The sequence below is a fragment of the Lysinibacillus sp. 2017 genome, from assembly GCF_003073375.1.
In the GTDB taxonomy this organism is placed as follows: Bacteria; Bacillota; Bacilli; order Bacillales_A; family Planococcaceae; genus Solibacillus.
The window spans coordinates 71252-96139 of record NZ_CP029002.1 but is presented as its reverse complement, the minus strand read 5'-3'; the positions used below and the strand labels follow the sequence as shown (position 1 = coordinate 96139).

At 38.1% G+C, this 24888-nt stretch carries 23 protein-coding genes and 2 tRNA genes; 4 read left to right on the top strand and 21 right to left on the bottom strand.

Annotated elements, in window-relative coordinates; genetic code table 11:
• Window positions 1–118: 118 nt before the first annotated feature.
• From DCE79_RS00450 to DCE79_RS00420, 7 genes are all read right to left on the bottom strand, one after another.
• Window positions 119–1084, bottom strand: a complete 966-nt coding sequence (locus DCE79_RS00450) for a peptidyl-prolyl cis-trans isomerase (protein WP_108711203.1) — start codon at window positions 1082–1084, stop codon at window positions 119–121.
• The gene (hslO, locus tag DCE79_RS00445) at window positions 1068–1949 is read right to left on the bottom strand and encodes an Hsp33 family molecular chaperone HslO (RefSeq protein ID WP_108711202.1); all 882 of its coding nucleotides are present in this window, start codon (window positions 1947–1949) and stop codon (window positions 1068–1070) included. Before hslO ends, DCE79_RS00450 begins: the two co-directional genes overlap by 17 nt.
• Before the next feature lie 18 nt (window positions 1950–1967).
• On the bottom strand, window positions 1968–2735 hold the full coding sequence (locus tag DCE79_RS00440) for a type III pantothenate kinase (protein WP_108711201.1): 768 nt from the start codon (window positions 2733–2735) through the stop codon (window positions 1968–1970).
• A gap of 165 nt (window positions 2736–2900) precedes the next feature.
• On the bottom strand, window positions 2901–4946 hold the full coding sequence (gene ftsH / locus DCE79_RS00435; RefSeq protein WP_108711200.1) for an ATP-dependent zinc metalloprotease FtsH: 2046 nt from the start codon (window positions 4944–4946) through the stop codon (window positions 2901–2903).
• A gap of 126 nt (window positions 4947–5072) precedes the next feature.
• Window positions 5073–5615, bottom strand: a complete 543-nt coding sequence (gene hpt / locus DCE79_RS00430; protein WP_108711199.1) for a hypoxanthine phosphoribosyltransferase — start codon at window positions 5613–5615, stop codon at window positions 5073–5075.
• 32 nt (window positions 5616–5647) lie between these two features.
• A complete protein-coding gene (gene tilS, locus DCE79_RS00425) occupies window positions 5648–7054 on the bottom strand; it encodes a tRNA lysidine(34) synthetase TilS (RefSeq protein ID WP_108711198.1) in 1407 nt (468 codons plus the stop codon).
• 24 nt (window positions 7055–7078) lie between these two features.
• Window positions 7079–9433, bottom strand: a complete 2355-nt coding sequence (locus DCE79_RS00420; protein ID WP_234417299.1) for a SpoIIE family protein phosphatase — start codon at window positions 9431–9433, stop codon at window positions 7079–7081.
• A 291-nt stretch (window positions 9434–9724) separates the two neighbouring features.
• On the opposite strand from DCE79_RS00420, the gene DCE79_RS00415 reads away from it, so the two are divergent.
• From DCE79_RS00415 to DCE79_RS00405, 3 genes are all read left to right on the top strand, one after another.
• Window positions 9725–9801 (top strand) — tRNA-Met (locus DCE79_RS00415).
• Between the two features lie 7 nt (window positions 9802–9808).
• Window positions 9809–9880, top strand: a tRNA-Glu gene (locus DCE79_RS00410).
• A gap of 182 nt (window positions 9881–10062) precedes the next feature.
• Entirely contained in the window at window positions 10063–10254 is a 192-nt protein-coding gene (locus DCE79_RS00405; protein ID WP_108711197.1) for a sodium:potassium antiporter, read from the top strand.
• Between the two features lie 151 nt (window positions 10255–10405).
• On the opposite strand, the gene DCE79_RS00400 is transcribed toward DCE79_RS00405, so the two are convergent.
• The 8 genes from DCE79_RS00400 to spoVT all read right to left on the bottom strand — a co-directional run bounded on the left by DCE79_RS00400 (window position 10406) and on the right by spoVT (window position 16608).
• The gene (locus DCE79_RS00400) at window positions 10406–10834 is read right to left on the bottom strand and encodes a S1 domain-containing RNA-binding protein (protein WP_108711196.1); all 429 of its coding nucleotides are present in this window, start codon (window positions 10832–10834) and stop codon (window positions 10406–10408) included.
• 261 nt (window positions 10835–11095) lie between these two features.
• The gene (locus tag DCE79_RS00395) at window positions 11096–11527 is read right to left on the bottom strand and encodes an FtsB family cell division protein (RefSeq protein WP_108711195.1); all 432 of its coding nucleotides are present in this window, start codon (window positions 11525–11527) and stop codon (window positions 11096–11098) included.
• Between the two features lie 58 nt (window positions 11528–11585).
• Window positions 11586–12029 carry a spore cortex biosynthesis protein YabQ gene (gene yabQ, locus DCE79_RS18910; RefSeq protein ID WP_159083024.1) on the bottom strand — a complete coding sequence of 148 codons (444 nt, stop codon included), beginning with the start codon at window positions 12027–12029 and terminating at the stop codon, window positions 11586–11588.
• Between the two features lie 2 nt (window positions 12030–12031).
• Window positions 12032–12331, bottom strand: coding sequence for a sporulation protein YabP (gene yabP, locus DCE79_RS00385; RefSeq protein ID WP_108711193.1), 300 nt, complete (start codon window positions 12329–12331; stop codon window positions 12032–12034).
• Between the two features lie 85 nt (window positions 12332–12416).
• Entirely contained in the window at window positions 12417–12707 is a 291-nt protein-coding gene (locus DCE79_RS00380) for an RNA-binding S4 domain-containing protein (RefSeq protein ID WP_108711192.1), read from the bottom strand.
• Between the two features lie 3 nt (window positions 12708–12710).
• Window positions 12711–14177 carry a bifunctional methyltransferase/pyrophosphohydrolase YabN gene (gene mazG / locus DCE79_RS00375; protein ID WP_108711191.1) on the bottom strand — a complete coding sequence of 489 codons (1467 nt, stop codon included), beginning with the start codon at window positions 14175–14177 and terminating at the stop codon, window positions 12711–12713.
• A 9-nt stretch (window positions 14178–14186) separates the two neighbouring features.
• The gene (locus tag DCE79_RS00370; RefSeq protein WP_108711190.1) at window positions 14187–15809 is read right to left on the bottom strand and encodes a putative polysaccharide biosynthesis protein; all 1623 of its coding nucleotides are present in this window, start codon (window positions 15807–15809) and stop codon (window positions 14187–14189) included.
• A gap of 262 nt (window positions 15810–16071) precedes the next feature.
• Window positions 16072–16608 carry a stage V sporulation protein T gene (gene spoVT, locus DCE79_RS00365; protein WP_108711189.1) on the bottom strand — a complete coding sequence of 179 codons (537 nt, stop codon included), beginning with the start codon at window positions 16606–16608 and terminating at the stop codon, window positions 16072–16074.
• A gap of 232 nt (window positions 16609–16840) precedes the next feature.
• On the opposite strand from spoVT, the gene DCE79_RS00360 reads away from it, so the two are divergent.
• Entirely contained in the window at window positions 16841–17167 is a 327-nt protein-coding gene (locus tag DCE79_RS00360; protein ID WP_108711188.1) for a hypothetical protein, read from the top strand.
• A 94-nt stretch (window positions 17168–17261) separates the two neighbouring features.
• On the opposite strand, the gene mfd is transcribed toward DCE79_RS00360, so the two are convergent.
• The 6 genes from mfd to DCE79_RS00330 form a co-directional block, all read right to left on the bottom strand.
• A complete protein-coding gene (gene mfd / locus DCE79_RS00355) occupies window positions 17262–20771 on the bottom strand; it encodes a transcription-repair coupling factor (RefSeq protein ID WP_108711187.1) in 3510 nt (1169 codons plus the stop codon).
• A 94-nt stretch (window positions 20772–20865) separates the two neighbouring features.
• Window positions 20866–21093 carry an anti-sigma-F factor Fin family protein gene (locus DCE79_RS00350; RefSeq protein WP_108711186.1) on the bottom strand — a complete coding sequence of 76 codons (228 nt, stop codon included), beginning with the start codon at window positions 21091–21093 and terminating at the stop codon, window positions 20866–20868.
• A gap of 58 nt (window positions 21094–21151) precedes the next feature.
• Complete coding sequence (gene pth, locus DCE79_RS00345; protein ID WP_108714387.1) at window positions 21152–21715, bottom strand: aminoacyl-tRNA hydrolase; 564 nt, start codon at window positions 21713–21715, stop codon at window positions 21152–21154.
• Window positions 21716–21796: 81 nt separating this feature from the next.
• Window positions 21797–22999, bottom strand: a complete 1203-nt coding sequence (locus DCE79_RS00340) for an MFS transporter (protein WP_108711185.1) — start codon at window positions 22997–22999, stop codon at window positions 21797–21799.
• A gap of 131 nt (window positions 23000–23130) precedes the next feature.
• Window positions 23131–23769 (bottom strand): 50S ribosomal protein L25/general stress protein Ctc, encoded by a 639-nt coding sequence (locus DCE79_RS00335; RefSeq protein WP_108711184.1) that lies wholly within the window; start codon window positions 23767–23769, stop codon window positions 23131–23133.
• A gap of 152 nt (window positions 23770–23921) precedes the next feature.
• Complete coding sequence (locus DCE79_RS00330) at window positions 23922–24881, bottom strand: ribose-phosphate diphosphokinase (RefSeq protein ID WP_108711183.1); 960 nt, start codon at window positions 24879–24881, stop codon at window positions 23922–23924.
• Between the last annotated feature and the right edge of the window lie 7 nt (window positions 24882–24888).

The following is a 24888-nucleotide window of genomic DNA, read 5'->3' as shown; positions in this document are numbered from 1 at the left end:
TTAAACATTTTACAACGTAATAAAAAACCACATAACAGGCATGATGGTCAAATGTAAATTGAAGATGATTTACACGGAAAAAATGCGGTTCCCCTTTCAAGAAGAACCGCATATCTTATTATTTTGCCTCACCGTAAAACCAAGTTGCCTCAAACTCTGACCAGAATGTTTCTGGTGTCACAGAAGATGGAAGTTGCTCTAATGCTAGTTGTCGTTTTACATGATCTTGTACTTCATCATATGAGAACGATTGACCTTCTACGATTTCCGTTACATATGCAATTGCGAACCGTCCATCACTCAATACAAAAGGCTTAGAAACTTCTTCTGTTTTTAGCGTTTGAACCGTTGAAACAACTGCTTGATCCGATGTAGATTGACCTTGTGCAACGAATCCGATATCGCCACCTAAACTAGCCGACGCTGTATCAACCGAATGTTCACGCGCTAAAACGGAAAACTCAGAACCATTTTTTAACTCTGTTTGAACACGCTCAGCATCCTCTTTCGAATTAACAATGATTAAGCTTGTACGATACGTCGTTGGGATATTATAAAGCGATTTATTTTCATTATAATTTTTCTCTGCTTCTTGCTCTTCAATCACGACGTCATTCGTTAATACTTTATCTAAAATAAGTTGGGCTCTTACTTTCTTACGTAATTGCTCGGTTGATAAACTATGTAAAGACGTGTCATTCGCATCTTGCGCTGAACGTAATAATGCAATTTCTAAGTCGATTTCTTCATCCGTTACATCAAGCTTAAACTTTTTCGCTGCCTTTTCCATAACAGCTTCATTCACTAAACCTTGCAATGTTTCCTTACCATAACGGCTTTCCATTGCAGCAAGCCACTCTTGGCTTGTAATTGCCTCACCATCTACGGTAGCAACTTGTTCGCTACCGCTTTTCGATGAATCATCACCGGATGGGAGTAACCATAAAACAAACCAAAAAAGATTTCCGATAAGCAATACGAACAATAAAATTAATGTTGGCTTCGTTTTTAAACGCTTTTGTGATAACGGGATATTTGGCGGTGTTTGTGGTGTAGTTTGATGCAAATTACGATTGGATTTCATTCAAGAAACCTTCAAGTTCTTCTTTACTGAACTGATAATGCTCTAAGCAGAAATGACATTGTGCTTCGGCCCCGCCGTCTTCATCAATCATTTCTTGAATTTCTTTTACACCTAAGCCGATAATCGCCGCACCAAATCGTTCTTTTGAACATTGACATTGGAACTGAACAGGTAACGTCGAAAGTACTTTGACATTCCCTTCTCCTAATACTGCTTCTAAAATTTGCTCTGGCGAAAATCCTTTTTCAATCATTTTCGATACAGGCTCAATAGAAGATAAACGTTTTTCGATTTCCTCAATTGTTTCTTCTTCACAGCCTGGCATTAATTGAATAATAAAGCCGCCTGCCGCTAAAATTGTGTTGTCTGGGTTAACTAAAACACCTAAACCTACTGATGAAGGTACTTGTTCAGATGATGCAAAATAATACGTAAAGTCTTCCGCAATTTCACCTGAAACGATTGGTGTTTGGCCTGAGAACATATCACGTAAACCTAAATCTTTAACGACTGTTAATGTTCCTTCTGTACCGACACCCGCACGTACATCCAATTTACCATGGTCATTTAGATCAAAATGTACATGTGGGTTTGTAACGAATCCGCGTACATCTCCACTTGCGTCTGCATCGATAACCATTGGACCGATTGGACCATTACCTTCAATTTTAACGGTAATTTTGTCGCCGCCTTTAAGCATGGCACCCATCATAACAGATGCTGTCATCGAACGACCTAATGCCGCTGATACAACTGGCCATGTGTTATGACGACGTTGTGCTTCTCCGACTGTTTCTGTTGTTTTCGTGGCAAATGCACGCACTTGACCATCAAACGCGATTGCTCTTACTAAGTAGTCTTTCATTTTAAAAATTCCTCATTTCTACTGATTTCTTTTATAAATAATCGCAAGCCCCTTTAATGTTAAAAGTGGATCTACGATATCAATCATTTGTGTTTCATGTGCAATTAATTTGGCAATTTCACCTGTTGCAATGACTAGTGGCTCCTCTTTACTTTGCGCCTTCATACGGCCTATGATGCCTTCTACTTGACCGATAAAGCCAAAAAAAACACCTGCTTGCATCGCTGCTATTGTGTTCTTGCCAACAACCTGATTTGTATGGGCAATTTCTATACGAGGTAATTTAGCTGCACGTGTATATAAGGCATCGGTTGAAATTGCGATACCCGGTGCAATAGCACTCCCCATATAGTCACCACGCTCATTAATATAGCTATATGTGTTTGCCGTACCAAAATCGACAATAATGAGTGATTTTCCTCCGTATTCAGAAATAGCAGCTACTGCATTAACGATTAAGTCAGCTCCAACTTCACGAGGATTTTCATATTTAATATTTAATCCTGTTTTGACACCTGGTCCGACGATTAATGGCTGTGTTCGAAAATATTTTTGACTCATTGCTTCAAGTGCGAACATTATCGGTGGCACAACTGAGGATATAATAATTCCTTTTATTTGTTCAAATAAAAGGCCTTCATACGAAAAAAGGGCTTTGATTTGCATCGCATATTCATCTTCTGATTTTCGCGTATCCGTTTTCATTCGCCAGTGATACATCAGTTTATCATTTTTATATACACCTAAAATGATATTCGAGTTCCCCGCATTCATCACTAAAATCATACGTGTCACCTACTTTTTACTTGTCCTGTCAAAAATCATACCATATATGCTAGTGCTCTTTATAGTATTGTCTTTTATCGATATATAAATTATGGCAAATGCTTATCAAATAAAAAAACTGGCCACCTCCTCGTTAAAAGAGGAAGTAGCCAGTTTTAGGTTTTATTACTTTTGACGGTCTTCATCGATGCCTTGAGGGCGCTCTGTTAAACCTTCTTTTGGTAAATCCGCACTTGTCGGATCTACTGGATTGTTAACAACCTCTTCGTTGATTGAAGCGTTCCCTGCTGTTTCAATAGTTGGTGTTGCTTCTTCTTTTGCAAGTTCAACAGAAGGCGTTGATTCGTTTGATTCTTCAACAGCTGGCTCTTCTTCTACTGGAGGAAGTGTACCATGGTCGCGTAAATGTTCGATTTCTTGCGCGTTTAATGTTTCTTTCGTCATTAATGTGTTGGCAATTAAATCTAACAGGTCGCGATTTTCAGTTAAGATACGTTTTGTACGTGCATATTGCTCATCAACAATGCGTTGTACTTCTTTGTCGATTTCGTAAGCAACTGTATCTGAGTAATTTTGGTCTGAACCGAAGTCACGACCTAAGAATGGATTACCACCTTGATTTGATCCGTATTGAACCGCACCAAGACCTTTGCTCATTCCGTACTCTGTTACCATTGCACGTGCAATACTCGTTACTTTTTGGAAGTCATTATGTGCACCTGTTGAAACTTCACCAAGTACGATTTCTTCGGAAACACGTCCGCCAAGGAGTCCAGCGATACGGTCAAGTAACTCTTGTTTTGTTGTAAAGAAGCGCTCTTCTTTCGGTAACATAATCGCATAACCACCCGCTTGACCACGTGGGACGATTGTTACTTTATGAACAGTATCCGCTTCATCTAATTCTAAACCGACAACAACGTGACCAGCTTCGTGGAACGCCACCAGTTTTTTCTCTTTTGCAGAGTAAACGCGGCTTGCTTTCGCTGGACCTGCAATTACACGGTCTGACGCTTCATCGATATCTGCCATGTTAATTGATTTTTTGTTTTTACGAGCAGCAACAAGTGCAGACTCGTTTAATAAGTTTTCTAAATCGGCACCTGAGAATCCTGGTGTACGTTGGGCAACCGCACCTAAATCAACGCCATTTGCTAATGGCTTGTTACGTGCGTGTACTTTAAGGATTGCTTCACGGCCTTTCACGTCTGGGTGACCAACCGTAATTTGACGGTCAAAACGACCTGGACGTAATAACGCTTTATCTAGAATGTCTGGGCGGTTTGTTGCAGCGATGATAATAATACCTTCGTTTGCACCGAAACCATCCATTTCAACTAGTAATTGGTTTAATGTTTGCTCACGTTCATCGTGACCACCACCAAGACCTGCACCACGTTGACGACCTACTGCATCAATTTCATCGATGAAAATGATACATGGCGCATTTTTCTTCGCATTTTCGAATAAGTCACGTACACGACTTGCGCCGACACCGACGAACATTTCTACGAAGTCAGAACCTGAAATCGAGAAGAATGGTACGCCTGCTTCACCAGCTACTGCACGTGCAAGTAATGTTTTACCTGTACCTGGAGGACCTACAAGTAGAATCCCTTTAGGAATACGTGCACCAATATCGGTGAATTTACGGTGATCTTTTAGGAAGTCTACAACTTCGACTAGCTCTTGCTTCTCTTCATCAGCACCAGCTACGTCCGTGAAGCGAACTTTTTTCTTTTGGTCATCATAAAGTTTTGCTTTTGATTTACCAAAGTTCATTACTTTATTACCGCCACCTTGAGACTGGCTCAATAAGAAGAAGAATAAAATAATAATGATGACAAATGGAATAATACTTGTAAGGAAAGTTACGAAGCCACTTGTTTGTGCCGCTTCTAATACTTTCACTTCAGGATAGTCCTTATCAATTTGCGTAATACGCTCAATTGATTTTGCATCATTTGTAAGGATGTTTACTGTGAAGTTTTCGTCTTCTTCAGCACCCTTCAATTGACCTACAATGTTATAAACATTTTTATCTGGTTGAATTGTGATTGATTCAACCTTTTTAGCATCTAATGCATCAAAAAATTCATAGAACGTTAAATCTTCAGTTGTCTTTTTACCACCATTAAATGTTCCAAAAATCCCGATAATTACGAGAAAAATTAGTAAATAAAATATGGTGTATCGAAATATTCGATTCATCCCCAGCCTCCTCACAACGTTACAGAAAAACTATAAGTAAAATCTTAACATACGTTGAAATTTTCATACAATGAAAAGCACCGAGCATTTTAAAAGTTCGAACGAATTATGTCACAATCCGTTCAATTAGAATGAGTACACTTCACGTTTTAAAATTCCGATGTATGGTAAGTTACGGTATTTTTCTGCGTAATCTAAACCATAACCTACTACGAAACCGTCTGGTACTTGGAAACCGATAACATCTGCATCTAATTTCACTTTGCGACCCGATGGCTTATCTAATAATGTCACAATTTTAATTGATTTTGCTTTACGGTATTTGAATAAGTCTACTAAGTAGCTTAATGTTAACCCGCTATCGATGATATCCTCAATAATAATTACATCGCGACCTTCAACACTTGTGTTTAAATCTTTTAAAATTTTCACTTCACCAGAAGATACTGTCGCATTTCCATATGAAGATACATCCATAAAATCTAGTTCAACATAAGTATCAAAACGTTTCATTAAATCTGTCATAAACGGCATTGCACCCTTTAATACCCCAACTGCTAGTGGGAAACGGTCCGCATATTCTTCTGTTAATTGTGCGCCTAGTTCTTTAATGCGCTCTTGAATTTGTTCTTCTGTAATCATAATTTTTTCGATATCATTTTGAATCATGAGTAGATTCCTCCTTGGATTGTTCAAACTTTCTAAAAACGTTCATCGCGATCGACAATAAGTACAAAGTCGTGTACCGCTGACTTTACGCTAGAAAATTTATTATTTACGCGTACAGCTATTATTGCTAAAAGATCATCTGTTGCATCGACTAATAATGGCCAATTCGCTCTTTTTACTAAAGGAATCTTGTCATCAATGAAAATGCGAGATACTTTTTTCTGCTGTTGCATGCCAAAAAGCGCAATGCGATCTCCAGTTTTTGAGCCCCTTACATAAAGCGGAAACGAAATAGTCGAAGCCGTAAAATAAAATGGTTGATACTTTGTAAGGAATGTTTCATCACAAAGTGCCAATTGCCCGACAAATAGACGCATCGTTCCAACTGTAACCCACTCATTTAAAGTAAGTTGTTGCTTTTCTATTGGAGTACTTTGGTGCTTTTTTTCAAATACGATTGTCTCATATTGACGCCGCGCAATAAAATTTTCAGGTAAATCAAGCGCACGACTACCTTCTGACGTTTCAAATAACATTATAATTGTCGTACAAAGTGTATAGCTTTGAATCGTATTCGAATCGTTATAAAGATAACTTAATAGTATTAAAATGAGCCTTCTTTGTAAAGCAAGTGGTTCACTTTGAAAGTCAGAAACATTCACTATATAACAATTTTGCGCCATTTTTTCAAAAATCTCAGAAAAACGCTTTTGTGCAAGCTGCATCAAATACGCATCATCGTCCGCTAATTGTTGTGCTATTTGTACAGCGTGATGCGCCACTGCGTTATTTTCTTGCTTTAATAATGGCACAATATGGTGACGAAAACGATTGCGCGTATACGTATCTTTATAATTACTTGCATCTTCACGATACGTTTGTCGTTCGTTATGTAAATATTCCCCAATTTCACTCTTTGTAACCACTAAAAATGGTCGAATAATTAAATGCTGGCCAAACGAACGCTTTGGTAAAATTCCCTTTAAACCATTTAGTGAACTTGCCTTTGTCATGGCCATTAACACCGATTCGAGCTGATCATCTGCATGATGCGCCGTTACAAGTTTATCAAATTTTTGCACACGCAACACTTCGTCAAAATACTGGTAACGCTCTCTACGGCAAACGGCTTGTGAATTTCCTCCCTCGTCTTCTAAAAACGATGAAATCGGAATGGCACAACTAAACACTGGAATTTCCCATTTGTCACAAGTTTCCTCAACAAATCGACGGTCCCCATCAGATGCCTCACCTCGAAGCATATGATCCACATGGACAACCGCTAATTCCATTTGAAAATAACTTTTAAATTTAAATAAAAAAGAAAGAAGCGCCATCGAATCGACGCCTCCTGAACAAGCGACAAGAATTTTGTCCCCTTCTTTAATTAATTGATGCTGCTTTATATAGGCTAATACGCGATGCTCTAATGCTTGCATCCTCTCACCTCATCTATCCATTTATCATTGATACGCTGGACGAAATACAGACCATTTCGTGGCAACATGCTGTATACGAAACAGCATGACTGTACAATCGTCATCAATTGAATAACGCTCGTTAAATTGTGCCATTACCTCATACAAAGCGACCTGAGTGGATGCACCTCTCTTAATGGCTTGGCGAATCAATTGTAAAAAGTATTGCTCTTGTTGTGTCCAATTTTCACGACCTTCAAATAACCCATCTGAAATCATCACAATAATGTCCTCTGATAACAGTGAAATCATTTCCGTATCAACTGTAAAGTCTGATAAAAATCCAATTGGCGCACTTTTACTTTCAATTTTAAATAATTCACTGCCTCGCAAAACATACGTTGTCATACTTCCCGCTTTCCAACACCATAAATCACCTAACTGTAAATCAACGAGTGCAAAATCAATCGTCGCATACATGTCGGAAGTATTTTTTAAAGACATGACATAGTGCATCGTGTGCATCGCCGTTTCAGGATCCATATTATGTGTCAAACATTCCTGCATCATATGGATTAAACGATCACTTTCTTGCCTTGCTAAATCACTTGTCCCCATCCCGTCCGACAGCATAATTGCTGTTAAACCTGAGTGAAGTGGAAAAACACGATAGGCATCACCTGAAACGAATTGCTTAAATTGTGAATGCTTATATATATCATACTCCAATTGATAACGAATTGCTGAACGAAACCTAAATTGACGATAAAAAAATGGCTTGTCCTGCTGATGAATTTCTACTCCTTGCATCGGCTCATGTAGCATTTCAAATAACAGTTGCTCCACTTGTTGAATAACCGTATGTGCTTCTCGTTCATCGGCAATTGAACAAATAAACTCCCTTTCTCCTATTTCTGTCTTTATCCATTGCAACTGAAAGCAATTAATTTGTTGCTGCTTTAAAAATTGTTGTACATATTCATCCATATCAGTATGTTCAATTTCATTTTGACGCTCATCTAAAAGCTGCTCCAAATGATTGCTTAAATCTCGCAATTGAAGTGCAATCATCTTCTTTCCGTGATAGAATTGGCGCTCCATTTGTTCCTTTTGTAAAGCAGACTCCAACTCTTCTAGTAGCTTCGTTGATTTAATACATTTTGCTTTAAGCTGGTCCTCTGCTCGAATCCACTCAAATGGCTTCGAACTTCTACGAGCTATTCGCCAATCTTCAATCGAGCTCTCCATCTCACGTTTTGTTCCAAAACATTGCTCGTAGCGAAAACAACTCGAGCAAATAATGAAGTCGGGTCTTTGTTCAACACTCTTTACTTCTTGCGTAAATCGATCAAACACAAGATTTTTCATAAATGAAACGAATTGTTGAAATTGCTTCAAATGTTCAGTTGCTGCTTCGTTACTTTGGATAACAATTGGATTGAATGCATGCTTGTTATAATAACTTTCAACCGTTTGTAGCCATGCTCGTGGAATGAATAAAAAAAGGAGAATCCCTGCAACACTTGAAACAAAATAAACACTATCAAGTGGCAATGTCGCATCATAGAAAAAGAAAAATACACTTGGCAATAAACTAAAAAAGGCAATGCCAAAACGTCCAGCTATTTTCATCACACTCGCGATTAATCCAGTAGTTGCATATAAAACTATCATACTCGTAAATGATAAATTCGCGATACCTGTAAGTAGGCCAAGTGATAACGTAAAAACGACTGTTGCGCCAACCGTTGATACCGCGGCAACAAAGCAAATCAGGAGATGCATCAAAATAAGAGGCAGAGAAAAATAAGATAACGTCAAACTTTGCATGCCAATTAGCATACCTGCTAAAACAACGAATAACGCGACCACCTTTTCTTTTGTCCATTCATAATTTTTCAGCTCGGAAATTGACACAAAAAACTGTTGCATAAAAAAAAGCATCATGACGGCAAATAAGCATTCAATTAAAATATAAAATAAAATTAATAATGGCGGAAATCCACTATACGTAATGGTTTGCCATGACATTTGGACAAGGCCAATGGTGAGAATAATAGCTACATATGCGGAAAGACGCAAATATTTAAAACGAAGGAGTCCTTCAATAAGGACAAGTTCAAGTAGTAGAATCACAACTTGGCCAAATCCTAAAAAAAACGTACCTAAAAAGCCTCCAATTAATACTGAGGTCTGGTACTGTTGGAATTTAGAACGTACGATAAGCCAAAAAGGCAGGAAAAACGGTGCAACCACTTCAAAAAAAGTGGCATGCGCAAAACTAAATGCTAGAAAAAAAGAAATACCGATTAGTAATGCATTAATTTTTTTCATGCTTCCATCATTCAGACTTTCATAATGTGGGTGTAACGCAACTTTTTCGTTGATGATTGTCGTCAATTTGATCACCTTCTCTTTTTCTCGCAAGTATACAAAGAAAGAAAGGTGAAGTTTGTCTGTTTATAGTTTGAGAGTTTATAAAGTGTTCGACGACTTTTACTATACTTTGCCATATTGAAATTGATAAACATATAAAAAATGACAAAATGCTCATCCAAAATAACAGATAAAATAGAGCTTTACCAATGGTTTTTACAATAAATTTCTAAGAGAATAGTTCTGTTTAAAATTATTAAAATATTGTTGACAGTTTTATTGTTGCCCTGTATTATTAATTTTGTTGTTAAATTTGGCGGTGTAGCTCAGTTGGCTAGAGCACTCGGTTCATACCCGAAAGGTCGTGGGTTCGACTCCCTCTGCCGCCACCATATTTTTGGCCCGTTGGTCAAGCGGTTAAGACACCGCCCTTTCACGGCGGTAACACGAGTTCGATTCTCGTACGGGTCATCTTTTAAGGAAAGGATGCAGTAAGTATTAACTTACTGTATCCTTTCCTTTTTTATTATTCTTTATGATTTTCTTGCAATCTTTTGTCACAAATAGGAATTTATCATTCTCTTCATCCCCAACCATTGGAATAATAATCATCATTTACCTTATAATAGTGTTTGAAAGAGGAGGCGTTTTCTTTGGTTCAAAATTTTACATACTTAGCATTTCTATGCGGTATTAGCATGCTTTTAATTGTTGGCGGCGTTATTTTAACAAATTTACCTGTTATGCTTCAAACCATTATGATCTTTACTGGTTTAGTTGGTGGCGTATTTTGTTTTGTAACACTTATTCGCGTACTCATCAAACATAACACTGAAAATAAATAAGACGAGGCACGTTCATATCCTGCTAAACAAAATGTGTAGCTTCCCGCTTTGCTATACAAAAAAAGGAGTTGTTTTGTAAGTATCCACTCACAAAACAACTCCCTTTTTCATATATATGGTCACTTTTTCTACGTGTCAAAAAGCCAACAAATTACCCTCTGCGAGCTCCACGGCCACCGCGTTTTGACTCAGTTGCACGTTTTAATGTAGTTAAACGCTCGTCACTATCTTTTAAGAAACGTGCCATTTTTTGTTCAAAGTTTTCCTTTGGTTGGCGATCATTACGATCGTTTGAACGGTTGTTATCACGACGAGGACGCTGTGGACGCTCTGGTCGCTCAGCTTGAGGCTTTGCTTTACGAATTGAAAGACCAATCTTCCCGTCCGCTTCAACATTCATCACTTTAACTTCGACTTCGTCGCCTACTTTAAGATGTTCGTTAATATCTTTTACATAGTTATCCGCCACTTCACTAATGTGGACTAAACCTGTTTTACCATCAGGAAGCTCAACGAATGCGCCGAAATTTGTAATTCCTGTTACCTTACCTTGTACTTTGCTGCCTACTTCAATTGACATAAAAAAAATGCTCCTCCTTAAAATTTAAGAGACCTTTACCTTAAAAGTCATATTATCCTTTGTAGTGAAACTTTTGTTCAATAGTTTCTCCTCTAATTATAGCTAACATAAAAAGAGTGTCAACAAGACACTCTTTTTAAAGGTAATTAATACCAATGATTTGTCATAAAAATATTAAATTTAACGTATTTTCATCTAAAAATGCATCCGATTTACCTTTTTAAATAAATTTCGTATTTTTTCACATACCGCCTTTTAAAACTATTGTTCATCTTCTGAATCCTTTTCGTCTTTCTCTTCAGATGAACTAGGCATCGTAAAGATTATTTCTCCCTCTTCAGAAAGGAAAAATTCTTTTCTCGCCAATTTTGCAATGTACTCATCATCTTCCAATTTTGCAATTTGTAATTTCAACATTTCTTGATTTTCTAATGCTTGCTCTAATTCTTCGCTTACATTTGCCTTTTGCTCTACTTTTTCAGTAAGTCTTTCATTTTGTACTTTGTTTGCTTGAATAAGTCCAGCAATTACGATTACTGCAAAGATAAAGAAAATAGCCATTCTCCTACGACGTAAAACGGCTTGTTTCGCTTTGTATTGTGATTTTGCTTGAGGATTTGAGCGGACATAGTCGTTGTTCAAGGGTTGAACATTACGTGTATGTAGCGCTTCTTGTTTTTTTGTTCTCACCATTCCGTCGCCTCCAAACCGATCAATTAATTGTTACCATTATACGATTTCCCTACTTTATTTAAAAGGTTTTTAACAAATATTTCTTGAAAAGTTTCAAAATTGGGCGATTTAGTAAGACAATTGCTTTGACAATCCATCGTATTATTGCCCGCACGATCCGCACAAATAAATGACCTATATAGAAAAAAGGTTTAATAAGTATATTCACAATTAACCTTCCTATGAAACGTATTAATTTTTGAAAGATAAATTCATACGCAATAATTCCTGCTATTTGGGCGAGTGGATCTACAAGACGCCACTGCCCTCCTTTTATTAAAAATAAAAAGTAAAATGTACATATTCCCAAAAAAGCCCAAACAATCCATTCAATGATAGTTGCCAATCTGTGAAGGAATTGAATTGGGATTTGCCGAACTGTATATCTTGTACAATCAATAACTGCCCCTACTGCGATTCCACTTATAAACATAACGAATATGCTTACAAGCTGCGAACTCATCATCATCCAAACAGTTTATGGAGGAAACTTTTCGATAGACCACTATCACTGTCATCGTATTGCAATTGCTTCACTTCGCCTTCTAACGTTAGAAGCCCCTTGTCCACATCTAAATGAACAATGCGCAAATCCTCGCCTCGAATGAGTAAATGTCCTTGTGAGGTATTCACAAAAAATTCTTCTTGATCAAATCGTTCAATACTCTTTACTGATGTCATATCCATTCTCTTACGATTACGCACGGTTACTAAATGATCCCCTGATGAAATGGTATAGCGTGTACTTTCTTGATGAATTGTCAAATTAATCCTCCCTTATCCAATAGTTGTACACTATATGCTCGTACTAAAAAAAGCATGACAATGTCATTGCCATGCTTTAAAAAATCTATTCTTCGTCATCAATAAATTCAGGTTCAACTTTTTCAAGACGCTCTTCTTTTAAAATCGTGAACATTTTTAGAGCATCTTCTTTTCTAACATTTTCACGAATTTCTTCGACGCGTGCAGTAACGATTTTTTGACCGAATCGAATCGCTAACTCGTCCCCCACTTTAACAGGGCTGCTAGCTTTCGCCACTTTCCCATTAATCGTAATACGACCTTGAACAGCCACTTCTTTTGCGAGCGTACGACGTTTAATTAAACGTGAGACTTTTAAAAATTTATCTAAGCGCATAATTTACTCCCCTTTTTCTAAGCGTTTGGCTTCATTCCAAAAAACATCTAATTCATCTAATGTAAATTCATTAAAAGCCTTGCCACTATTTTTTACACTTTCTTCAACATAATGAAAACGACGTGCAAATTTTTCATTCGCATGCAGCATGGCTTCTTCTGGTGAAATTTTATAAAAGCGCGCTAAGTTAACAAGCGTAAATAAGACATCACCAAATTCATCTAAACGTGCTGTTTCTGAACCATTCGTAATTTCTTCACGGAATTCCTGCCATTCTTCTGCGAACTTATCCCATGCATCTTCAACATTTGGCCAATCAAAACCAACTGTCGCTGCTTTTTTCTGATAGTTATACGATGTTTGCAGTGCCGAATCTGGACGATATTCCGTTTCTAATAGTGGCGTATGTTGTGAAGTACCTTTTTCTTGTTTTTTAATCGCTTCCCAATTTGCAACGACTGCATCCGCATCTTTAACGGACACATCGCCAAATACATGTGGGTGACGGCGAATCATTTTTTCACTAATGGATGCTAGAACTTCTTCTAATGTAAAGTAGCCGTTATCCTCACCAATTTGAGCGTGAAGGAATACTTGCAACAATACATCCCCTAGCTCTTCTACCATCGCAAAATCATCCTCAGCATCCACTGCGGCTAAAAATTCATGGGCTTCTTCTAATAAATATTTTTTTAACGATTCATGGGTTTGCTTTTGATCCCATGGGCAACCATTTGGACCACGCAGCGTCGCAATAATTCCGCGGAATGTTGTCCAATCACGTAATGCATCCTCATCTGTTTGAACAGGTGGTACATACACGGTCGTTAAATTATTGATTTCTGCTGCTTGATCTAGTTCATATAATGGCACGGTCCGTAATTGCTCTTGTGATGAACCTGCTGCTGTCACAATCGTTACTGGGTAGTCATCACGGTATTTTTCCATCAATGTGAGTTTCACTTCAGATGCACTAAATGAATCATATACTTGTGCAATTAAAATGTGCTGACGCATATTAATATCATGCATTGCCATGCTCGTACCGTCTAGCAACTGAAATCCTTCAATTGGGTCGATTTTTAATGCGCCAAAAATCGGGTCTAAAAAGCTTTGTCCCCCTTCAATCACAAGGTTGATACGTCCTTTTTTGTCTGCTTCAATTAAATGTTGGACCGTTTGCTCGGCGACTAAAGGATGACCTGGAACGGCATACATAATATCGTCTTTTTCCACAAGTGCAATTAAACGCTCTGCAATTTCTTCATATACAGGACCAAATGACCCGTGCTTAATATAAATTTCATCAAAGCTTGTAAACGCAACGCCTTCTTCACGTAAATCGTTTAATACGGGATGATCTTCTGTACGAACAAATAAGTTTTTTGCTGCTTTTATTTTTTTATAAACGCCCATTTGCATTTGTTCAAAATCTGCTGCACCTAGGCCAATGACTGTTAACTGATTCAAATTCCACACCTACTTCTTTCGATTTAACCAAAGTTGATACGAAGCCATACGTCGCCCCAGCGGAATTAAAAACCAATCTTTTTCCGCCAAAACGCGCAGTTTCGCGACAACTGTAATAAAAATAATTGCTCCAAGCGATACTAATAACGTTGTATAAAATATCGCGTAAAGTCGTCTAAACGACGTCACGTCGATAAACTGATTTAGTAAAATAATTGTTGCTTCAACCGTGACAAGCATCGCAATACAAGCGATTGCTAACTTCCTATAAAATTTTCGACTTGCTAATTTTATCGGTGCTACTTTTTTCAAATATAAGATGAGGGCTGTTGCGGTAAAAATAAGTGCAATATTACTCGCAATCGCCGCGCCGATAACGCCCCACTCCGCAATTAAAAGCGTATTTCCGATATATTTTATTGCAATACTAAGCGCTAAAAATAGTGCCGGAACCTTTAATCTACTGTAGCCTTGTAAAACGGCTGTAAATGTTAAAATAATCGACAATGGTACAATTTGAACCGCATATAGCTTCAATACATCTGATAACGCATCTGTTTTAAATAATAAAATGTTAACATACGGCATGACAAGAATTAACCCTAATGCCGCCGCAACACCAAATAACAACGAACTACGATACGTTAATTGTATAAAGGGTTTAGCTCCTCGACCATTCTTACTTTTTGCTTTTATGGCAACCAGGGGCACAATCGCTAAAGAAAGTGACGTTGCAATAACCAATCCTAGCTGTACAAGTGGCTGACCACGATCATAGATTCCCTTAATTTCCATCGCTTCAATCGACGACATCCCTGATTGAACAAGGATTTTATAAATCGTGAATGAATCGACTAATTGATAGCATAATAATAAAAGCCCACTCATACTAATCGTAATACTATAAAAGGTTACTTCTTTTAGTATCGGCCAAACCTTCACTTTTACTTTCACTTTTAAGTTTACAGTTACCGCTTCATGTTGTTGGTGCTTCATAAAAAATAATAGCAACAAGATTCCTGCAACTTCACCAATAACTGTTCCTAAAACTGCCATCTCCCCCATTTCGTATACAGACTTTGTATACGAAAGTAAAATGACTGTTCCCCCTAAAATAATTGATACACGAACCGCTTGCTCAAAAACTTGCGCATAAGCAACAGGCTTCATGCGACTATCTGCTTGGAAATTTCCTTTTAAAATTGCGAGAAGTGGCATACATAACGTAATAAACGAACCCACTTTTAATAGTGCTGCTAATTGAGGGTCCTTCATCCACATAGCTAATGTATCCGCACCGAAATACAGCAAACTAAAAAACAGGAGCGCTAACACGACTAAATAAGTAAATATCACTTTTGAAACCGCGCGTTTTTCAATAGATGATCCACCGCGTGCCTCGATATCCGCAAGTATTTTTGAAATTGCAACTGCAAAACCACTTGCCGTCCAAACAACAAAAAATGAAATAAACGGGTACACTTGCTGATACACATAAAAGCCTTGATTTCCTACTAAATTTTGATAAGGAACTCGGTAAACTGCACTTAGCACTTTAACAAGGAGTGCTGCAATGGTTAAAAGCAAAGCACCCTTCATATAATTTTTCATGCCAAAATCTTGCGAAGACATTCTAAATCCATCCTCTTCTACATACAATAAAGTGAAACTGCAATCAGTGAGGTCTTTTTATTCCCTCTGATTGTTAGTTGAACCAATCGGGCTTTTACTGGCAGTTGATTCCCCCTTCAACCCTTGAAGCTGAGGTCTTACTGCTAGGTTATGCCGTATAAATTTAGTATAACACGAAATAACCTTTCACCTTTTAGTTGCTCTTTTACCTTCTTTTTTCGAAAAAAAAAACGACCAATTCCTTGGACGTTTTAATTTTACTTTAGTTTTCCATTTGTTTTGCTAAAAAGTGTGCTGCCGTTTCCGCTGACTTTAGTTCGATATCACCAATGAAATGTACGCGTGATAGCAAGTAGACCGCACCAATTGGATCACCATTCGAAATAATGGGCACAATACAGTAGGACTTTATTTGTTCGAATTGACCTGTTACAAGCTCAATTGTCATTTCAAGCTTCTCACTAACCGCAACACGATCTTTTATCGCGTCTTCTGAGAAAATTGTTAACCGTCTGGCTACGTAATCTTTTCTCGATACACCTGCCACGGCAATCATTTCATCACGGTCACTAATTAAACTCGGCGTGCCTAATGTTTCATAAAGTGATTCAACATATTGCTGTGCAAACTCACCTAAATCGTTAATGGGTGAATATTTTTTTAAAATAATCTCGCCTTCGCGGTCGGTATAAATTTCAAGTGGATCACCTTCACGGATGCGAAGAGTTCTTCGTATCTCTTTTGGTATAACAACACGCCCTAAGTCATCGATACGGCGTACGATTCCTGTTGCTTTCATCCTTTGTTCCCTCACTTTCACATCATTACCTAACATGATGTACTTAGTATGGTGTGATTAAAAGAAATCTATGCAACGTTTCTATTGTCGAAAAAACTAACCAAAACAACCTCAATAAATATAGTTCTAATTGCAAATTTAGGGAATTACTATAATTTAGTCTCATTTGCGTTTCAATTATTTTAAATTTGGCAATATATCAAGCAGGCAAGTCTTTAGGAGGTGTTTCATAATGTTAAAAGTAGATACAACGATTTCTACCCCTGACGCATATCGTCAGCAACAATATTATGCAGGAACTCATTTAGCTTATTATCCTAAAAAGGCGACGAAACATCGTGATGAGTCGGTCTCAAAATTTGAAAATGGTATTTTCAAACGTTATTTAGAAAAACCAAATGGCCAGCGTGATTTAGTTTTGGCATCCACTACTAGGGAAAAGCAATTTTTAAAGTTGCGACAAGAACATCAAAATCGTGAAGAATTATTTCAACGCTTAAATTATAATCATGGCGTTCATTATAGCGTCCAACATTCTTTAAATACTTTATTAGACTAATGATTTCTGTATTGCTAACGCATCTTTAAGAATCGGTGCATGTTAGCTTAAATAAAAAAGCTGATGCGCGGTTGTTACTGCGCATCAGCTTTTTTCATGCTTTTTTCGAAGTCGCAATGATTTCCATCATCTGTTCAATGACATCGAACGGTAAATGATTGCCACATTTATGATAATCAACCGTAACAATAAGCTGTTTACCTTCCATGCCAAAGCCAACTGCTCGTCCAAAAATCATCGACTCTGCAACGATTTTTGCACCGTCTGCAAAAGCCGTTCCTTCTTCAGATAACAAAATCGATACCACTAGCTGCTTTTCTTTAATCGATAGAACACCTGCTTCTGCTGCCCATACCTTCATACGTGCAATTCGCATTAAGCGCTCAGTCTCCACTGGTAGATCTCCGAAGCGGTCTTGTAATTCTTCAATGATTTCCATGTAATCATCCATTTTCTCCATCGATTTAATACGCTTGTACATTTGAATTTTTTGATAACCGTCTGGAATGTAGGCATCTGGAATATAGGCATCAACATGTAATACGATTTCAACTTCGGTTTTCTCTTCCTTCTTCACACCGCTGCGACGTTCTTCCACTGCCTCTTCAAGCATTTGAGAATAAAGGTCAAAGCCGACTGAATCGATAAAGCCATGTTGTTGTGCGCCAAGTAAATTCCCGGCACCACGAATTGATAAGTCACGCATGGCTATTTTAAATCCAGATCCAAGCTCGGTAAATTCTTTTACTGCTTGTAATCGTGACTCTGCAACTTCCGTTAGTACTTTATCACGCTCATACATGAAGTAAGCATACGCAATACGATTAGAACGACCCACACGCCCGCGTAATTGATACAACTGAGATAAGCCCATTCGATCTGCATCATGAACAATTAACGTATTTACATTCGGTATATCGACCCCTGTTTCGATGATGGTTGTTGTAACAAGCACATCATACTCTCCTTCAATAAACGATAAAATGACCGATTCAAGCTTAGCCTCTGTCATTTGACCATGTGCATAAGCAACGCGGGCATCTGGAACGAGCATTTGAATTTCTTCGACACGTCTCGTAATATCTTCAACACGATTATATAAATAGAAAGTCTGACCTCCGCGAGCCATTTCACGTTCGATGGCTTCACGTACTAGTGCACCGTTATGTTCCATAACATACGTTTGTACTGGGAAACGGTTTTGTGGTGGTGTTTCAATGACGGATAAATCACGTACACCGACCATCGACATATGAAGTGTTCGTGGAATTGGTGTCGCTGTTAACGTTAATACATCCACATTCGTACGCAATTGCTTAATTTTTTCTTTATGTGTTACACCAAAGCGCTGTTCTTCATCGACAACTAGTAAACCTAAATCATGATAGGCGACGTCTTTTGATAACACACGATGTGTACCGATTACGATATCAACCGTACCTTCTCGTAACCCTTTAATTGTCTCAGTTTGTTGTTTTTTCGAACGGAAACGGCTAAGTAAACCAACATTAATGGCATGATCCTCAAAGCGTTTTGAAATTGTTTCATAATGTTGCTGTGCTAAAATCGTTGTCGGCACTAAAAATGCGACTTGCTTCCCATCTAGTATTGCCTTAAATGCTGCACGAATCGCTACTTCTGTTTTACCGTAACCCACATCTCCACAAACAAGGCGATCCATTGGGCGTTCACGTTCCATATCGCGCTTCACTTCAACAATTGTGCGTAATTGATCATCTGTTTCTTCATAAGGGAATGCGGCTTCAAAACTACGCTGCTCATCCGAATCTGGAGAGAAACTAAAACCTTTCTCTGCTTCACGCTTTGCATATAGCTTAATTAAATCATCCGCAATATCTTGAACGGCACTTGAAACTTTGGCCCGTGTTTTTTTCCATTCGGCACCGCCAAGCTTATGTAGCTTCGGCTCTTTTTCACCTGATGGCACGTAGCGCTGTATTAGTTCAATTTGATCGACCGGTACGAATAATTTATCATCTTCACGATAACGAACATGTAAATAATCCTGATGTGTGTTATTTACGACTAATGTCTCGATGCCAATGTATTTACCGATCCCGTGGTGGACGTGGACGACATAATCGCCTGGTTTAATTTCGGTATATGATTTTATTCGTTCGGCGTTCGACATTTTTTGTGGTCGCGTTTTTTTCTTTGCTTGCTGTTTAAATAACTCATCATCCGTTACAACGGCGATTTTTTGAAGAGGCAACTCAAATCCTACCGATAGCGCTGTATTCACCAAATAAATACCAGGACCATCTGAATAACCGATCGTTGCTGGAATATGATAGTCTTCTAGTAAAATTTGCATCGCTTTAATACGCTCATTGGTTTGCGCTGTAAATAATACAGTGAATTTTTCGTGTGTCCATCGTTCAATTTCGTTTTGTAATAGTGCAATTTGTCCGTGAAATTGTTGCATTGGCTTACATGAGAAGTTCGTCGTTTTCTTCAATGTCACCCCTGCAAACGAACGTGTAAACAAGGCAAAATACACCTTTTGCTGCGTCAGCATGGCTAGTATTTCTTTTAATGCATAGGAAGGTTTTACTTCGTGCAGCATTTTCCCTTCTTCTATCAGTGATACAAACCACTCTGACTCTTCTCGTTCCCAAGCTTCCATCACTTCTTGAATTCGGCCAAGCTCATCAAATAAAACAAGCCCATCTTGCGCGAAATAATCCCCTAAAAAGTGCGGTTTATCAAATAAGAGAGAGCCGTATTTTGCAATATGATCTGGCAAGTGACCTTGACGAAGCAATTCAATATCTTGCGCGATATTTTGGATCAGTAGCTCTTGCGTTTCTTTCTTACGAACTTTTTTTAAGCTCGTTGCCAGCGACGCTTCTAATCGATCGGCAATGACTAATCGGTGGTCTGATGTAATGAGTAACTCTGTAGCAGGTAAGATCTTTACTTGATCTAACTTTTCAATAGAACGCTGGTCATCTGCTGAAAATGTTCGAATCGAATCCACTTCCGTATCAAATAGTTCAATACGAATAGGTGACTCTGCATATGGTGGATAAATATCTAGAATTCCTCCGCGCATCGCAAATTCCCCTGGGGTCGTGACCATTTCGCTACGTGAATAACCCATTTCTACAAGCTTATGTAGCCACTCGTTAATGTCTACGTCTTGGCCAAGTGAAGTTGCTAACTCAAAGCCCACCCAATCGCTCGGTGCATTTAACATTTTGCGCATACCGGCCGCTGGAATAATATAAATTCCTCGTTCTTTATTGATAAGGCGCCCGAGTGCTGCAATACGCTGTGCCCGCAACTCTGGTGAAGAAATCGTCATATTAGCCGCAATAAATTCTTCTGCAGGGTAATAATGCACCCACTCTTCTCCGATTAATGCACTTAAATCATCAACTAGCTTTTGGGCTTGCAATAAGTTGGATGAAATAATATAAATGGATTTTTTTGTTTCTTTGAAAATCGTTTGGATTAACGCTGGTCTCGCACTACCCGTCAACCCTGTAACAAGTTGACCGTCCGCTTCACGATTCTTTAGTTGATCAACGAAATTATGAATCTGCTTATCTTTTAAAAATAATTGATGAATGGTTTCCACACACAGTCTCCTTCCTTCTGTTTTCGAAACGTTTTTATAGCTATCCAAAAAGGAAAAAGCCTTGGCGCGAGTATTCGCGACCAAAGCAACTCCTTTACTGTAACCATTTTTTTAACGCATAATAGTCCGGAAACTGTCGTAACGACTCTTGACAATGCTCACAAATGCTATGCACGGTCGTTTCACCTCGTTCATTTTTTTCGATGAAATCGTCTTCTTCACCGATTTCAAACTGATGGAGTCTACGAACCGTTTCATCTGCATCAAAAGGTAAGACACCCATTTCTACCTCACAATGTCTACATCGATAGCGTACCGGCATGTTAAAAGCCTCCTTTAAACACGAACTGTATTCAAAGTATAGCCTCCCTATCATTAAATTATGCGCCGTTGAAGTGATTCATTACTTCTGAAAATGGTTTCGATAACGCCATTTCTACCGCGTCACAGCTTTTACTAATTGCTTCATTAACGACAACTCGATCGTCTTTTGAAAACTTCGAAAGAACATAATCTGCCACTTGCATGCCTGCTGGTGGGCGATTTACCCCAACGCGAATTCGGTTAAATTCTTGCGTGCCTAAATGCTGAATTAATGACTTAATGCCATTATGTCCACCTGCACTCCCTTTACCACGTAAACGTAATTTACCCGTTTCTAAATCTAAATCATCATAAATGACGATAATATCTTCTACATCTATATCAAAATAATCCATTACGGGACGCACACTCTCACCTGATAAGTTCATATACGTAAGAGGTTTTAATAAAATAACTTTTCCTTCAGGACGATGTACGCTCGCATACATGCCATTAAACTTTGATTGATTTAATGGTGCATTCCACTTATTTGCTAATTCATCGATCACATCAAATCCAACATTATGACGTGTATGTTCATATGGTTTACCCGGATTTCCTAAACCAATAATTAATTTCACTAGTAATCGCATCCTTTTTCTCTAATCGCCTTTATTTTATCATAGTTTCCACTGAAAAGTATGTATCTCGGATTGAATGGATTACACCGCTGTTGCTCGTTTTTTTCGAATACTATATAAAAGTAAAAAGCCAATTGCTGCTAAAAAACGCATCGTCGTGGATACATACATCGAAGTATTCATGGAGTACGTTTCAAGTAACCAAATTCCGATTTGTGGAGATGAAAAAGCGATAATTGCCAGTAAGACATTGTAAGATGTGATGCAATATGTGCGTACTTCTTGCGGTGAGTTTTCCAATAATAGATTGAATAAAATTAGTACGGTTCCAGATATGAAAAACCCAGAGAGCACGTTCATCGCTACCAAATAATAATGATTGGTTGAAAGAACCGTTAATAACGGTGCAGTTGACATCCCAAATGCAACCCATATAAATACACGCATATTGCCGTATTTTTGTGACCACTTCCGCCACAATGAAAAAGATAAAATCTGTGTAACCATACTCCCAACATTAAACATACTCACCCAAAAAATCGTTGCTCCTGCATAACGGATATTGTAAATATTAAATAATCCCCATGCCATTTGCCAACCGAAGTTAAAGACTAACGCAATGACTAAAAATAACACGTATTGATTGTTTTTAAAAATCGACCAATCCATCGCACGTTTCTTATCTTGTGCTACCGCTCGAACCGGCTCTTCATGCTTCATTAAAAAGTACAACTCCACAATTCCTACTAAAAATGTAAATGTAAATAAAATTTGATACGTCATTGTACTTGCTGTTGTATCTTTCATCACAACACCAATAATTAACGTAACAATTAGTCCAACAATCGTAAGTAGACGATTCCGATCACTGAAAAATTGGGCACGTCGATGTTCATCGATAAGATTGCCGATAAAAGATTGCCACCCCATATTGACCATTGTATTTGGGATACTCATCGCCGCAATAAGTCCAAGTAAAAGCCATGAGCCAAAGTTTCCTGGCACATAGCTAATAAACGCAATAAGCAAAAAGACAAAACGTGCTGCTAAAACTGAAAATGCCACCAATCTTTTTTGTTCAATAGCTCGGTTTAATAAAATCGCTGCTGGTAACGTCATCAGCAACGTGATTAAAGGTGGTAAAGAACTAATCAACCCAACTTGATAGTTCGTCGCTCCTAAAATGGTCATCGCAAAAATGGGAATGTAGCTATTCGACGTATTTGTCGCAACTGCTGACGCCATCCCGTGATAGATACTCATTTTTTCATTGTAAGTTCTCATTATGCCCTCTAATTATCTTAATATTTGCTTTTCTCCCCTCATTATACTGATTTCCCTTCGGATGTCGAAGTTTTATTTTACTTACATCAAAAAACCGCCCTCAAACTAATGAGAGCGGCGGTAGTTTTCAATTAATCTTCTCGACCTTGTTTTTCACCTATTACTTTAACGTCATCAGCCGTTACATTATCAGCACTTGGGTCGGCTTCTTCTACTTGTGGTGCTGGCGGTGTCACTGTTGCTAATGTGTAATCATCTTCAGTAAGAATAACAAAATCTTTAAATTGATCACGTACATTACCCACAAATAACGTATCGCCAACTGCTAATTCAGATACATCTATTTCAATCGTATCTGGCATATCACTTGGTTTCACTTTTACTTTAAGCGTATGATTTGGTTGCGTTAATACGCCACCTTCTTTGACACCGATAGAGGTACCTGTTAATGTGATTGGCACATCAACTTCTAATTCTTCTTTCATATTGATTGCAAGGAAGTCAACGTGCTTTACATGTCCTCTTAGTGCGTCACGTTGCATGTCTGTCATTACAGCATTGACCTTTTTACCATCAACATCAATTTTAAATACACTTGTATAGCCATGTTTTTGAACTACTTTGGCCGTTTCTTTATAACTCAACGAAATCGGCGTAGACTCCATTTGATAACCATATAGCACTGCTGCTAACTGACCATCTTTTCTAAGTTGGCTTAATGTTGAACGCTTTCCAGACTCACGCTTTTTTGCTTGTAATACTGTCATCATCTTCATTGTCCCCCTTAAATAGTAGTACAGGAGTATGTTTTCCCTATTGGCAGGTAATTTAAACATATGACTTGAAAAAGGTGCTTAAAATTCCCTTAATACCAAAAAAGCAGCCTAGGAACCTGCGCTCCTAGGCTGCTAAAAATTATTAATTAATCAAATAATGTACTTACAGATTTGTTTTCGTAAACACGAGAGATTGCATCTGCCATTAATTTAGCAACTGAAATTTGCTTAATTTTTGGAGAAAGCTTTTCTTTGTTTAATTGAATTGTGTTTGTTACAATCAATTCTTTAATCGAAGAGTTTTCAATACGCTCGATTGCTGGACCAGATAATACTGGGTGAGAACAGCAAGCGTAAACTTCTTTTGCACCGCTCTTAATTAATGCTTCAGCACCAATTGTAATTGTGCCAGCCGTATCGATAATATCATCGATTAAAATACACACTTTACCTTCAACATTACCAACAATGTTCATAACTTCCGCTACATTTGGTTTTGGACGACGTTTATCAATAATCGCGATTGGTGCTTTTAAACGCTCTGCCATTTTACGAGCACGTGTTACACCACCGTGGTCTGGAGAAACGATAATTAATTCATCCTCATTGAAACCTTTTGAACTGAAGTATTCAGCTAGTAATGGTACTGCTACTAAGTGGTCGATTAAAATATCGAAGAAACCTTGAATTTGAGGTGCGTGTAAATCTAATACGATAACACGAGTTGCGCCAGCAGTTTCAAGTAAGTTTGCTACTAATTTAGCAGTGATTGGTTCACGTGCTTTTGCTTTACGGTCTTGACGTGCATAACCATAGTAAGGCATTACAACGTTTACTGTGCGAGCAGATGCACGTTTAACAGCATCAACCATAATTAAAAGTTCCATTAAATGCTCATTTACAGGAGCAGAAGTAGATTGAACGATGAATACGTCACATCCACGAATACTTTCTTCAATGCTAATTTGGACTTCTCCATCACTGAAGTGTTTTACAGATGTTTTCCCTAGTTCTACACCCATTTCATCAGCAATCTCTTTTGCAAGTGGATTGTTTGAATTTAATGAGAAGATTTTTAATTTTGAGTCAGCGTATTGATACGGCATGATGGCC